The 11,717-nt window shown below is 63.2% G+C and carries 15 protein-coding genes; 9 read left to right on the top strand and 6 right to left on the bottom strand.

Annotation, left to right across the window (positions count from 1 at the left end; genetic code table 11):
- Positions 1–187: 187 nt before the first annotated feature.
- Positions 188–433, top strand: coding sequence for a hypothetical protein (locus B6S44_RS27590; RefSeq protein ID WP_129160082.1), 246 nt, complete (start codon positions 188–190; stop codon positions 431–433).
- 1,256 nt (positions 434–1,689) lie between these two features.
- Here the strand turns inward: B6S44_RS27590 and B6S44_RS27580 are convergent.
- Positions 1,690–1,875: a helix-turn-helix domain-containing protein gene (locus tag B6S44_RS27580; protein ID WP_129160086.1), complete on the bottom strand. Its 186-nt coding sequence runs from the start codon at positions 1,873–1,875 to the stop codon at positions 1,690–1,692.
- Positions 1,876–2,009: 134 nt separating this feature from the next.
- A complete protein-coding gene (locus B6S44_RS27575) occupies positions 2,010–2,240 on the bottom strand; it encodes a helix-turn-helix domain-containing protein (protein WP_282568208.1) in 231 nt (76 codons plus the stop codon).
- Positions 2,241–2,487: 247 nt separating this feature from the next.
- Between B6S44_RS27575 and B6S44_RS27570 the strand changes: the two genes are divergently transcribed.
- From B6S44_RS27570 to B6S44_RS27545, 6 genes are read left to right on the top strand one after another with little or no spacing between them, the layout of a single operon-like run.
- The gene (locus B6S44_RS27570) at positions 2,488–2,961 is read left to right on the top strand and encodes a hypothetical protein (RefSeq protein ID WP_129160076.1); all 474 of its coding nucleotides are present in this window, start codon (positions 2,488–2,490) and stop codon (positions 2,959–2,961) included.
- Position 2,962: 1 nt separating this feature from the next.
- Positions 2,963–3,835 (top strand): ectoine/hydroxyectoine ABC transporter substrate-binding protein EhuB, encoded by an 873-nt coding sequence (gene ehuB / locus B6S44_RS27565; protein ID WP_129160074.1) that lies wholly within the window; start codon positions 2,963–2,965, stop codon positions 3,833–3,835.
- A gap of 8 nt (positions 3,836–3,843) precedes the next feature.
- Positions 3,844–4,503, top strand: a complete 660-nt coding sequence (locus B6S44_RS27560; RefSeq protein ID WP_129160071.1) for an amino acid ABC transporter permease — start codon at positions 3,844–3,846, stop codon at positions 4,501–4,503.
- Positions 4,493–5,152, top strand: a complete 660-nt coding sequence (ehuD, locus tag B6S44_RS27555) for an ectoine/hydroxyectoine ABC transporter permease subunit EhuD (protein ID WP_129160069.1) — start codon at positions 4,493–4,495, stop codon at positions 5,150–5,152. The genes B6S44_RS27560 and ehuD overlap by 11 nt, the downstream gene beginning before the upstream one ends.
- A 24-nt stretch (positions 5,153–5,176) precedes the next feature.
- Positions 5,177–5,926, top strand: coding sequence for an amino acid ABC transporter ATP-binding protein (locus tag B6S44_RS27550; protein WP_129160067.1), 750 nt, complete (start codon positions 5,177–5,179; stop codon positions 5,924–5,926).
- A gap of 10 nt (positions 5,927–5,936) precedes the next feature.
- On the top strand, positions 5,937–6,950 hold the full coding sequence (locus B6S44_RS27545) for a succinylglutamate desuccinylase/aspartoacylase family protein (RefSeq protein ID WP_129160066.1): 1,014 nt from the start codon (positions 5,937–5,939) through the stop codon (positions 6,948–6,950).
- Here B6S44_RS27545 and B6S44_RS27540 read toward each other — a convergent pair.
- The 4 genes from B6S44_RS27540 to B6S44_RS27525 form a co-directional block, all read right to left on the bottom strand.
- Positions 6,917–7,441 carry a GNAT family N-acetyltransferase gene (locus B6S44_RS27540; protein WP_129160065.1) on the bottom strand — a complete coding sequence of 175 codons (525 nt, stop codon included), beginning with the start codon at positions 7,439–7,441 and terminating at the stop codon, positions 6,917–6,919. The two genes, B6S44_RS27545 and B6S44_RS27540, sit on opposite strands and share 34 nt — an antisense overlap.
- Before the next feature lie 243 nt (positions 7,442–7,684).
- On the bottom strand, positions 7,685–8,311 hold the full coding sequence (locus B6S44_RS27535) for an acyl-homoserine-lactone synthase (protein ID WP_129160064.1): 627 nt from the start codon (positions 8,309–8,311) through the stop codon (positions 7,685–7,687).
- A 69-nt stretch (positions 8,312–8,380) separates the two neighbouring features.
- Positions 8,381–9,109, bottom strand: a complete 729-nt coding sequence (locus tag B6S44_RS27530) for a helix-turn-helix transcriptional regulator (protein WP_129160063.1) — start codon at positions 9,107–9,109, stop codon at positions 8,381–8,383.
- Positions 9,110–9,258: 149 nt separating this feature from the next.
- On the bottom strand, positions 9,259–9,663 hold the full coding sequence (locus B6S44_RS27525; RefSeq protein ID WP_248309797.1) for a helix-turn-helix domain-containing protein: 405 nt from the start codon (positions 9,661–9,663) through the stop codon (positions 9,259–9,261).
- Between B6S44_RS27525 and B6S44_RS27520 the strand changes: the two genes are divergently transcribed.
- Positions 9,652–11,019 carry a threonine synthase gene (locus B6S44_RS27520; protein WP_129160062.1) on the top strand — a complete coding sequence of 456 codons (1,368 nt, stop codon included), beginning with the start codon at positions 9,652–9,654 and terminating at the stop codon, positions 11,017–11,019. The genes B6S44_RS27525 and B6S44_RS27520 overlap by 12 nt on opposite strands.
- 325 nt (positions 11,020–11,344) lie before the next feature.
- Positions 11,345–11,611: a hypothetical protein gene (locus B6S44_RS27515; RefSeq protein ID WP_129160061.1), complete on the top strand. Its 267-nt coding sequence runs from the start codon at positions 11,345–11,347 to the stop codon at positions 11,609–11,611.
- Positions 11,612–11,717: the final 106 nt, after the last annotated feature.

Here is an 11,717-nt window from a genome sequence, read left to right as displayed (position 1 = left end):
GGATTTGAGGAGGGGAGTGATGTCATGATGCGCTAAGATGGCCAAGTCTCCGAGCGCAGGCCGTCGACTCATTCCATTGTAGGCGTCTGGGGGCCGGATGCCGAGCAATCTTGTATAAGCGACTCGTATTTCAGCGGTCGGGCCGCTAGCGTAGCAGGTGTGAGTTGCGTAGCGATGAGGTGGTGTCATGCCCAACGCCGACGCCGTGGTGATCTCGTCTTATGAACAGCGGAAGGCTGCTGTGCTGCGAGCTGCGCAGCTAATCTCATCCTTGAGGGGATCTGATGGTGAGCGGGAATTCGGGATGCTGACCGAGGCTATCGCCGACTTCGATATCCGCCAGGAAGCTCTCGGCTTCATTGAGATCCCGCCAGCTTTCATGCAGTTCCTTTCCAGTGGGCATCAGGGCCGGGTTTCAAGCAGCCGTCGCTGAGGCGAAAAGGGCTGTCCGGCAGGCAGCGCGCCGGAACGTGGCTCTGCGCGTTTCACTGAGGACTACCGATGCGGATGGGTCACAACCGCCTGCGAATTCTGGGGGTCGGCTGTCGCAGCGTGAAACCCGGCCGGTGAACTGCGACGCGTGCTAATGGCGCTCTGTCGCCTCTCTTAATCCGGTTGTCGGCGCCGTCCCTCAAGGCATCCCGGCACAAATCCACGAAGCCGCGAACCTTCGGATCCATGTAACGCGTCGAAGCGAAGACGGCGTGGGCCGGCATCGGGAGGCTCGCCGGTCCGTGCGTCCGCTTTCGGGCAGGTATCGAGTGTCGGCTTGTGGCGCGAGGCAGCCTTTGAGGGTTTCCCCGATTTCAGTGTGAGGGGCCCCTTTTGATTGGCTTTCGCGATGGCCGTGCATGGCGACCGCGCCATTCTGGAGCGGCTTGGTGGAGACTAACTCCTCCGGGGCCAGTTAGTCCCGCCCCCGCCAGTGGACACCTTGGGGCTCGTCGCAACAGATCGGGCGCTCAGGCGCGCAACGGTGCCGGCGCACGGCAGCCATTTCGCGGCTGCGATGCAGAACACCATCCGAATGCCAGACGGAACATCCCAGTATAGGGGAGCGTTGTCCGGCTACCGATCAGAAGGGGATAGTGTCATGAAAATCTCGACAATAAGCTTTATCGGCGCCGCCGCTCTAACCCTCGCCGCGTGCGGCAATACAACGGAACAGCGCATTGGCGGCGCCGCTGTCGGGGCAGGAACCGGCGCGGTGGTCGCCGGCCCGGTCGGAGCGGTCGTCGGCGGCGCGGCTGGGGCTGTCACAGCACCGTCAGTCGTGCGTAGCACCCGTCGTGCGACCCGCTAGAGCCCAACCGACACCGAACAAACAAAAGGCCGTCTTCTCGGGCGGCCTTTCGCTTGCGGAAGACGAGGCAGATCACCGCCTACCAGAAATCCCGCTGAGACGACCACCGCATCCATGCCGGTGCAGAGCATCAAAAGCTGCCCCCCGGTGCCGGGCGGCGAGAAGCGGCGAGACGACGCTTGCAGCGCCGATTGTTGAGACGATGGCGCTCCCGCCGGCTGTGTCGGCTGGAGCTTTTGCTGCGTCCTGCGTTTCAGTGTCGTGGGGTCCGAATGTGCGGACATCGACCTCGATATCTGATCCCCGTCCGACGGCTACGACCCGAACGAAAGCGCATCGTTCAGCCAACTTCAAACGCAACACGACCAGAGCCTTGAGCCGTGCTTCTAACTTGCTTCGTGCAAGCGAACGCCATTGTTCGGAAGTCTTTCGATGCCACCCCGTTCGAGCGCCATCGTAATGCTGATCAAATTGTTTGAGATTGGGATACGCGCCCCGCGCTCGAAGTCCGCAATTGTCTGACGAGCAACATTTGCTTCGCGAGCTAACTCGTCTTGGCTCCAACCGAACATTGCGCGCGCGCCGCGGCATTGAGCGATGCTCAAGCTCGGCTGCGAGCTCGCTCGTCGCATCAGCAGCAGCTGGGAAGGCGCTTCAACCCTGCCAACTTGACTAGTCCTCTCGACAGACTTCGCGCCATTCAGCCTCAATCGGACCGTTTGGCCAAGCGAACGCCCGGGCCGCCACCGTTCTCCGGAATGAACTCTATACCGCTCGCCTCGAAAGCTGCGCGGATTGCGAGCAAGGTGGCGGAGTGCGCGGACTTCCCATTTTCGATACGAGTGATCGTAGCGGCGGTCACTTGAGCATTCGCAGCCAAGTCTCTTACTCCCCACTTCAATGCCGCCCGCGCCATGCGAATTTGCTCTGCTGATATCAAATTATATCCTTGACATAATATCTCGAGTGGTCAGAATGCCTAACTGCAATGCAGCCGTGCAGGATGGGGAAACATCCCGCACGGCCTGACCACGCCTAAGCTGTCTGGAGCTCGGATCATGGCTGATTCCGACAATAGCACGACTGTGCCTTTCGTCACGCCTGGACGGAAGCGTTGGACGGCACCCATAGCCCGCTCTACGCATCGTGAGGCTGCTCACACAACGACGTTAGCGGATCCGGCCTTGGCATTGTCACAGGCATGGACCGAGGCTCATGCCGCGACGGCGGCGCAGTGCCTGAAGCAACAACAGCTCGAGACCGCAATCCTCGGGCGTTCCCCGGAAAGCGTCGATGGACAACCTACCAGCAGGGCAGGGCCGCCTGGCGGGCTGAGGCGGGCCTATGCAGACGCAAAGGCGGCCGAGGCACTGGCCGGCGCGCGCGAACAAGAGCTGCTGGAGCGCTTGGTCCGGACGCCCGCACTCTCGCTGGCAGGGATCGCCGCCAAGCTCTCCGTCATCGCGATCGAAGCGGAGGACAATACCGACCTGGCTGATTTTCCCGTGTCGCACGTCCGATCCGCTCTTGAGGACCTTCGGCGTTTGATGGGCGGGGAAACCATCGATCTAAGCCCGACTCCGGAGAATGTGCGCGCGGAGGTCGGCGAACCCGACCTTTGCGGTGCGCGACGCCAACTCATCCAAGGGGAGAGGTGACATGGCCGCACAGGCTGCGACAAGGATGGGGCTGTTCGGGATGGCGGCGGCCTTGCTGCTGATCTTGGACTGGAGTGGCGCGTCTGCCGAAACGACCAAGGAGCGGATCCTGCGCGAAGGCAGGATCGTCGTCGGTATCCACAACCGCTCGCCCTGGGGGTTTCGCGACGAGAAAACAGGCGAAGCCACCGGATGGCATCCCGACATTCTCAAAGCCGCCTTCGCCGAGCTGGGCGTGAAGAACCTGGAATTCCAGGTGACCGAGTTCGGAGCGCTCATCCCGGGCCTTCTGGCCGGCCGGTTCGACGCTGTGGCATCGGGTCTGTCGATCACCCCTGACCGTTGCAAACAGGTGGCCTTCGGCGCGCCCGATTTGCAGGCGCCGGACGCGGCCATCGTCCGGGCCGGCAACCCTAAGAAGATCCACGGCTATGCCGACATCGCCGCCCAGGACGACATCGTCATGGGCGCCGGGCGCGGCAGCGTCGTCACCACCAACGCCGCAGCCGCCGGCGTACCCAACAGCCGCATGCTGCTGTTTCCGGACATCGAATCCAATCTCTCCGCGCTGCGCGCCGGCCGCATCGACACAGCACTGATGGCGTCGCCGACGGTGATCGGACTTCTGGCCGGGAAAGGCGGGCACGGACTTGAACGCGTGGCGCCGTTCGACGTCGGTAAAGCGCAGACCAACTTCGCGGCGATCGCCTTCCGCAAGCAGGATGTCGATCTGCGTACGACCTATGACGAGCAGCTGGCCAAGCTGAAACGCACCGAGGCTTTCGCTGCGATCATGACGAAATACGGCTTCGGCGCTCAGGAAGCCGTGCCGCCGGGCGTCGTCACCGCCGACCTCTGCAACAGGCAGCCATAGAGATGCCGATGAGCCTGTTCGAGATCTGGCTGGGCATTCTGCAGGGGCTCGGCACAACGCTGGCCGTCACCGCCTATGGCCTCGTCTTTGCCGTTCCCTTTGCGCTTGTGTTCGGCGTTGCCCAATATCTCACGCACGGCGTCGCGCATCTCTTGGTTACCGGCGTCATCGAGTTCTGGCGCAGCTCCGCCGTCATCATCCTGCTGTTCGTCTTCTACTACGCGCTGCCTGTCGTCGGGGTCACCTTGTCGGCGCTCACGGTGAGCGCCATGGTTCTCGGCCTGAACGCCGGCGGCTATGCCAGTCAGGCGGTGCGCGCCGGTCTGCAGGCGCTTCCGCCCGGCCAGAAGGAGGCGGGTGCGGCCCTTGGTTTGTCGCGCCCGGCCATCCTCCTCCTGATCGAGCTGCCACAGGCGCTGATCGCGATGAGCCCGACCTTCGTCAACACCCTCATTCAGTTGGTGAAGGCGACGGCGCTGGTGTCGCTGGTGACGCTGACCGACATGACGTTCCGCGCCAAGGAAATCGCGCAGGTCGAGTACAACCCCGTCGCGATCTACACGGCGCTGCTCCTTGCCTTCTTCGTCGTTTGCTACCCGATCGCCCTGGCCGGACGCTGGCTCGAGGCGCGTGTCGCCGCACCAGGGAGCCGCTCCGGTGGGATTTGATCTGGCCTTCGCCTTGTCCAGCGTGCCGACAATTCTCGGCGCGATCGGCACGACCCTAGGCGTGGCGCTCGTCAGCTGTATCGGTGCCGCCGCGATCGGCTTCCTCTTCGAAATCGTGCGACGCGTCGGCGGGGTCGCCGGCCTCACGATCGGCTTCGTCATCGACTTCATCCGGTCGACGCCGGTTCTGGCCTGGCTCTATTTTCTCTATTTCGTCCTGCCCTTCTACGGCATTCGCTTGGGCTCGATGACAGTCGGCGTGCTGGGGCTCAGCCTCTATTACAGCGGCTACCTCGCCGAGGTCTTCAAGGCAGGGATCGACGCCATTCCCAAAGGCCAGTCGGAGGCGGCCCGGGCGCTGTCCCTCAGTCGGCGCGATGCTGTCATCTACGTGATCGCGCCACAGATGCTGCGCAACATCGCGGCCCCGCTCGGCAATTATTTCGTCTCGATCCTCAAGGCGACGCCCTATCTGGCGGTGCTGGCGGTTCCCGAAATGCTGGGACGCGCCTTCGATATCGCCTCGGAAACCTATCGCTACACCGAGCCGCTGGTCGTGGCCGGCCTCATCTTCCTGGCGCTCGCTTTGGTCATTTCCCATGGCGTCAAGCGTCTGGAACGGCGCCTGCTTTCAGTCGGCGCCCGATAACTCAGCGAAAAACCGGACCGGAGTATGAACACGCAACCAGAGTCCATCGTCGATATCCAGGGCCTCAACAAATGGTACGGCGCCCTCCACGTCTTGAACGACGTTGACCTCACGGTCGCAAGCGGCGCCTGCGTCGTGGTATGCGGCCCGTCGGGTTCGGGCAAATCGACACTCATCCGCTGCATCAACGGCTTGGGCAGCTATCAGAAAGGCACGCTGCGCCTCGCGGGGACGACACTCGGTGTCAATGCCAGGGACACGGCCGCAGCGCGCCGCCAGACCGGCATGGTCTTCCAGAGCTTCAACCTGTTTCCACACCTGACAGTGCTGTCCAACTGCACGCTGGCGCTGCGCCGCGTCGCCGGCCGGAGCCGCGCCGAGGCGGACGACATCGCCATGGCGCATCTGGAAAAGGTCAGGATCCCGGAGAAGGCCAAATCCTATCCTGGCCAGCTCTCTGGTGGCCAGCAGCAGCGCGTCGCGATTGCCCGCGCACTCTGCCTCAACCCGCGCCTCATGCTGTTTGACGAACCGACCTCGGCGCTCGATCCGGAGATGATCAAGGAGGTGCTCGACGTCATGGTCGCGCTGGCCCGTGACGGCATGACGATGATCTGCGTCACCCACGAGATGGGCTTCGCCCGTGAAGTCGCCGATCAGGTCGTCTTCATGGATGGTGGATGCATCCTCGATCGTGCGCCCGTGCGCGACTTTTTCGGCCCATCGGGTCATCCCCGCTCACGGCTGTTCCTCAATACCGTCCTGAAGCACTGAGAGCGCGCCGATGGCAGGTTACACGCAGGTTTGGACGCCGCTCGACTTCGAGGCGGATGGCAAGCAATGCGACTGGCTGCGCGTGCCGCATTCGACGGACTTGTCGGGTTATGGCGTTGTCCCGATCCCTGTCGTCTGCATCCGGAACGGAGCAGGACCCACCGCCCTGCTCGTGGCTGGCAGCCATGGCGACGAATATGAAGGGCAGGTCGCGCTTGCCGCGCTGGTGCGCGAGATCGATACGGCCGATGTGAAGGGCCGGATCATCATCCTGCCTGCGCTCAACGCCCCCGCTGTCGCGGCCGGCCGGCGGGTCTCGCCGCTGGACGCAGGCAACCTCAATCGATCCTTTCCAGGCGATCCCGCTGGCGGCCCGACGGCGATGATCGCGCACTACGTCACCACCGTCCTCCTGCCCATGGTGGACCTTGCCATTGACCTGCATGCAGGCGGACGCTCATGCGACTATATCCCCTGCGCCCTGATCAGAAGCGGGGGGAGCAAGACGGAGTATCGGCAGCTTGTCGACCTCGCAGTCTCGTTCGGCGCTCCGGTCACCTCCATCAGTGACGGCTCCGGCGGCGGGGGCAGGACGACATTCTCGGCGGTCGGGCAGGGGGCCGGAGTGCCGGTGCTGACCGCCGAGCTTGGCGGCGGCGCCGCGCTGTCGCGCGACGGCCTGGCGATCGCGGAGCAGGGGCTGCGACGCGTCCTGCAGCGCCATGGCCTGTTGTCGGGTGCAACCGCCGATCCTGCCTCGCCAACACGCTTCATGCGGGTTCGGGGCAGGGGGGCCTTTGTCTATGCCATGCGCAAGGGGCTGTTCGAACCGGCAGTGGAACTGGGCGCTGTCGTCCAGGCCGGCCAACTGGCCGGTGTCATCCATGCCATCGATCGGCCGTGGCAGGCGCCCGAACCGGTCTCGTTCACCGAGGACGGAATGGTGGCCTGTCGACGTGCACCGGTGCTGACCGAGCCGGGCGATTGCCTTTACAAACTCCTCGTCGACGTCGAACCCGCCTGATTGCTGCAAAGACGCCCGATCGGAGCGATCATGATCCTCTGGCGACCAAGCCGACCTTCGACGATCCGTCCGGTGGGCGTCAATCCACAGGCCAGGTTCAGGTTGAAGGCGGCGAGATTGGCGACGTTCACGCTCGACATGACATGTGTGACGGTCGGCCGTTCCCGCGCGATCCATTGTGCGGCGAGACGGATCGCGGCCTTGCCATAGCCGCGCCCCTGGAGGCGCGTGTCGATCCGCAGATTGTTTAGGGTCATGCAGCCTTCCTTCGCCCAGACGGGCAGAGCGGCGCTTTCCCGCGCAACGATGAAGCCCACGATCCTGTCGCTATCGAAAAGCGCAAAAGGCGTCTGGCGTGGCGGCGAGGCTCGCAACTGAGCGAAGACCTCGCCGATCGGTCCGCCGGAATAAGGCTCCGTGTCGGGATCGACGGCGATGCCGGCGACAACCTCCTCATCGTCAAGACCGAGTACGCGCAACGAGACCGCCATTTGATGTCCTCCGGACCGTCAAAATCGCGGCAGTCTCGTCCCCCTTCTTCCAGCTCGGTATGGTGGAATCCCGGGATGGACGTGATGTGCTGCCATGCGGGAATGAAGGCGGATCTGGCGGTCTCAAACCTGCAGGTGGCCTCATGGCCGGGGCCAGGAAAGGTCTGGCCCCGGAATCGATCATGGGGCTCCCGCAAGTGGACCAGCCCTCGGGTGACAGTACGCGCAGCGGCGCGCGACGAGCTAGCCGGTCGTCTTGGCTTCGGCGAATATCGGCTCCTGGATGCCATAGGCGCGCCTTGTGCTCGCGATCGCTTCTGGCGTGACGTCGATCAACAGCGCGATGACGTCGCCGTCTTCCTGCTTCTGGACATCTCCCAGTTCAGTGATGCTCCAGCCAAAGGCGCGCAGACGTTCGAGCCAGAATGATTCACATACGACGCTGATCTGCCGAGCGCCGAGTGTGCGGGCCACCTCCAGCACACCGCACAAGATGACGCCGGCAACCGGAGACGATCTGCCGCCGCTGCGCAAAGCGGGGCTGATGAAGAAACGCGTCCATTCGAAAATGTCTGGCGCCCGCGGCGGCCCGGCCCGCGCCAGTCCAGGAAACACGTTGCCGAGCAAATGGGGCTGCAGCGTCGGGACAAGGCGCGACCCGCCGACGATCTTGCCGACGCTATCGAGTGCCAGCAGGTAGACGGCATGCTCGGTGTCGAACGCATCCATCTCGATATTGATGGGCCGCGCCAAGGCATGCCATTGCCGCCGTTTGACATAAATATCGTAGCGGAGACGAAAGTATCTCTCTAGCTGAAGTCTATATTTTCTTCTGTTGGCCCAAGTGACCACGTGAATGCGAACAACCATGAGCCCTCCCTATGGGGTGGGAGGGTAGTTCTCCGCTACCGGGCGCTGTGTGCCGGGATTCCGGGATTGCTAGATTTGAATCTCGTCCCTGCGCAAAGCCTTGACGACCGCGTGGACAATGTTGATTGCATCGAGCTTGTCGCGGATGTTGCGCTGGTGACTCTCGACGGTATGCGTTGCGATCCCGAGAATACAGGATATGTCTTCATTCGTTTTGCCTTGGGCGCTCCACTGCAACAGCTCGCGCTCTCGCGGCGTCAGCGGTGAACCCTCGTCTCTGTCCGACCTATTCTCCCAGCCGCTGACTTTGCGAAACAAGTGGACACAGAGCGTTTCGATCAGAGGCATTGCGCCGGGTGGAACGTCGATGCGGTCGCTCGCTGCCGTCACCACCGCTGGACCGGCAAGCGGGACATGGATTGGAACACAAATTCCATCCTTCATGCCGAATTCAGCTGCCTCGTCCATCACGAGTCGGCCACGCGGTGTCAGACCACCAGCGGGCAATTGATGCCAGAAGAATGGCTTCGCGCTCAGCCGGCTGCGTGCGGCGCAAGGATCGTGAGGGAAGTGCCCTTCGGACTCGTAGCGCATGAACCATTCGCGCGACCATCCGTCATGCAGGATCGCACGATGCCATTCGCTGTCGTGAGGCACCGGAAATCCGGTGATCAGACAACTGTGCAGGCCAAAACGATGGAGGACCCCTTCAAATATTTTGAGGGCGCGTTCAGATGTGGATGCGGCGTCGATGTCGGATATCGTCGCGAAAAGCTCCAAAAGGGCAGCGTTCATCATTCATAGACCTCGGCGGGTCTTGCAATGCCCCACTCAACCTAAGCGTGCTTTGCGACCCCTTTCAATGCCGGGCACGCCGATTGTCTACCATAGGAGTCAAAGCTGGCTCGCCGTTCTCGGCCTCAGGCGTAACTCGGCAAGACTGAAACTCAGTCCGTCGTATCAGGCCCGGACCGCTTGGCTGAACGTTCAGGGCGACGCTCTGCCGCTTTTGCGGTGATCAGATCCTGGGGCTGAACGTTCAACGCTTCTGCCAGGATTTCCAACGTATCCAGTGTGGCGTTGCGCCGTCCCGCTTCCACGCTGCTGATATAGGCCCGCGTGCGCCCCGAAACGAAAGACAACTGCTCCTGCGAGAGCTTTCTTTCCCTTCGGAGTCGCTGCACGTTCAGACCAAACACAGCGCGAAGTTTCATCCCGCAAAAGGTGCGGCGATGAGCACTATGGTGCGACACACTATAGTGAACATTCGGCGTTGACAGGCAGGTCATCGCCTGTTTGAACCGGCTGGCGACCGAACGATCCTGCGCAGAGGAATTGCGATGGCCGGCCAACCTGTTAGCAGGCTTTCAGCAGGTGGCGCGGCCCCAGCCTTCCACGATCGGCCGACGCTGGAGATCGAGCATCCGAAGGAGCACGCAGCGCCGGGTGCTGCGAACATCGTCGGGCTCTCCTGCATCCGCTGCGGCGCGTCCTACCCGGCCAGCATCGAGATCGATTCCCGGGGCTGTCCGGCCTGCCGCGACGCTGCGCCGGCCAATCTCAAGCCTGTCTACGCTTCGCCGGTTGATCCACTCTCGATCGCACCAAACGCGCCGCCATCATTGTGGCGCTACGCCCATGCGCTGCCATGCCCACTGGAGGACGCCGTTTCGCTCGGGGAGGGGCAGACGCCGTTGATCGACGCTGCCCGGATTGGTCGTGCGTTGGGAGCCCGGAACCTCTTCATCAAGGACGAGGGCCGAAACCCGACCTGGTCGCACAAGGACAGGTTCTCGACGGTTGCGGTGTCGGTGGCGTGCGCGCAAGGGGCAAAGGTGGTGGCGACGGCCTCATCGGGCAATGCCGGAGCCTCACTGGCCGCCTACGCCGCACGCGCGGGGCTGCCCTGTGTTGTCGCTACGTTTGGCGGCTCGGCCACCGCCATGCTGGCGCAGATCAGGAAATACGGTGCAACCGTCTTGCCGCTCGCCAACAAGATGGAGCGCTGGACGCTGCTTGCCGAGGCCGCGACACGCTATGGCTGGTTCGTCGCGTCGCCCTGTCATGCGCCCGTCGTTGGCAGTCACCCCGTCGGCATCGAGGGGTACAAGACCATCGCTTATGAAATCGTCGAGCAGTCGGGTGGCATCGCCCCCGACTGGTGTGTTTTGCCGGTCTGTTACGGCGACGCCCTGTTCGGTGTCTGGACGGGGTTTCAGGAACTGTTCGCGCAGGGCGCGATCTCCCGACTGCCCAGGATGGCGGCAGCCGAGATGCATGGCTCGCTGGCGCAGGCGCTCGCCACCGGTAGCGACAGGATCGAAGAACGAAAGCTGGCATTCGAAAGCCTTGCCGTCTCGATCGGCGCGCCGCGCAGCACCTATCAGGCCCTGAAAGCACTGCGCGAATCATCCGGCCGCGCCGTGCCGGTGAACAATGACGGGCTTGTGGAGATGCAGGAGCGCCTTGCCCGCGACGAAGGGATTTTCGCCGAACTGGCGTCGGTCACGCCACTTCTTGCGCTGGCGCGACTGCGTGGAGAAGGCGTTATTGCAGCCGATGATCATGTGGTGGCAGTCGTCACCGCCAGCGGGTTGAAGGATCTGGATCGATCGGTCGGCCAAGCTGGACATGACACGATCTTTCAATCGACGCAGGATGCCTGGGATTGGCTTGGCCGCAATGCGGCCGCCCTGATGGGTCGGTGAAAGCGAGACGGCCCAAGGATTAGTGAGAGCGTCCTTCCTTCCCGACTTCGTCATGGACGATCTGGTCGAGGCTGCGTCTCGCCCATTTGAGCCATGTCCAGTCAGCCTCGGACCCAGGCTCGACGATCGTGAGCTCGCGGGGCTCGGAAGGCGGCGAGCAAGGCCAGCCCGGTAACGACGCAAGCCAGGCATCATCGAAGACCGTCTCCGCATATCGGTGACCCTCGTCCGGCATGATGATCGCGATCCGGGCTCCGGGCCGAGTGCTCGCGGTCCATCTGCCAACCAGCGCCGCGGCAGCGCTGGTCGGCCCCTGAAAGATGCCATGTTCACGCAGCAGGCGGCGAGCCTCGCTGAAGGCCGGATGGGCGCCAACCCAGTGGACTTCATCGATCAGCTCATGCCGGAGATTGCCCGGCAGGATGCTGTTGCCGAGACCGCGCAACAACCGCTTGCCGGCAGCTTGTCCAAAAAGGACACTTCGGTGAGTGTCGACCGCAATGACAACGAGTTGCGGGAAGACCGCGCGCAGAGGGTCAGGCCAACCAGTTCGCGATGGCGACAACCATCGCCTCCGCCGATCCGCGCCTGATTCAGAATGCCTGTCCCAAACCGCGCCCTTCCCGGTACCACCGCCTACCGGCAGAGCATCCGCCCTACCGCAACGCCTCGCGCCGACACGTCCGACGCGCCCCACC

The organism is Allobosea sp. Tri-44 (genome assembly GCF_004123845.1).
Lineage (GTDB): Bacteria > Pseudomonadota > Alphaproteobacteria > Rhizobiales > Beijerinckiaceae > Allobosea.
This window is presented reverse-complemented; position numbering and strand designations above follow the sequence as displayed.

Bases quoted from the DNA above. Each gene is read 5' to 3' on its own strand.
- B6S44_RS27590 (WP_129160082.1), top strand. From the start codon at position 188: ATGCCCAACGCCGACGCCGTGGTGATCTCGTCTTATGAACAGCGGAAG.
- B6S44_RS27580 (WP_129160086.1), bottom strand. From the start codon at position 1,875: ATGTTCGGTTGGAGCCAAGACGAGTTAGCTCGCGAAGCAAATGTTGCT.
- ehuB (WP_129160074.1), top strand. From the start codon at position 2,963: ATGGCCGCACAGGCTGCGACAAGGATGGGGCTGTTCGGGATGGCGGCG.
- B6S44_RS27560 (WP_129160071.1), top strand. From the start codon at position 3,844: ATGAGCCTGTTCGAGATCTGGCTGGGCATTCTGCAGGGGCTCGGCACA.
- B6S44_RS27550 (WP_129160067.1), top strand. From the start codon at position 5,177: ATGAACACGCAACCAGAGTCCATCGTCGATATCCAGGGCCTCAACAAA.
- B6S44_RS27545 (WP_129160066.1), top strand. From the start codon at position 5,937: ATGGCAGGTTACACGCAGGTTTGGACGCCGCTCGACTTCGAGGCGGAT.
- B6S44_RS27540 (WP_129160065.1), bottom strand. From the start codon at position 7,441: ATGGCGGTCTCGTTGCGCGTACTCGGTCTTGACGATGAGGAGGTTGTC.
- B6S44_RS27535 (WP_129160064.1), bottom strand. From the start codon at position 8,311: ATGGTTGTTCGCATTCACGTGGTCACTTGGGCCAACAGAAGAAAATAT.
- B6S44_RS27530 (WP_129160063.1), bottom strand. From the start codon at position 9,109: ATGATGAACGCTGCCCTTTTGGAGCTTTTCGCGACGATATCCGACATC.
- B6S44_RS27520 (WP_129160062.1), top strand. From the start codon at position 9,652: ATGGCCGGCCAACCTGTTAGCAGGCTTTCAGCAGGTGGCGCGGCCCCA.
- B6S44_RS27515 (WP_129160061.1), top strand. From the start codon at position 11,345: ATGTTCACGCAGCAGGCGGCGAGCCTCGCTGAAGGCCGGATGGGCGCC.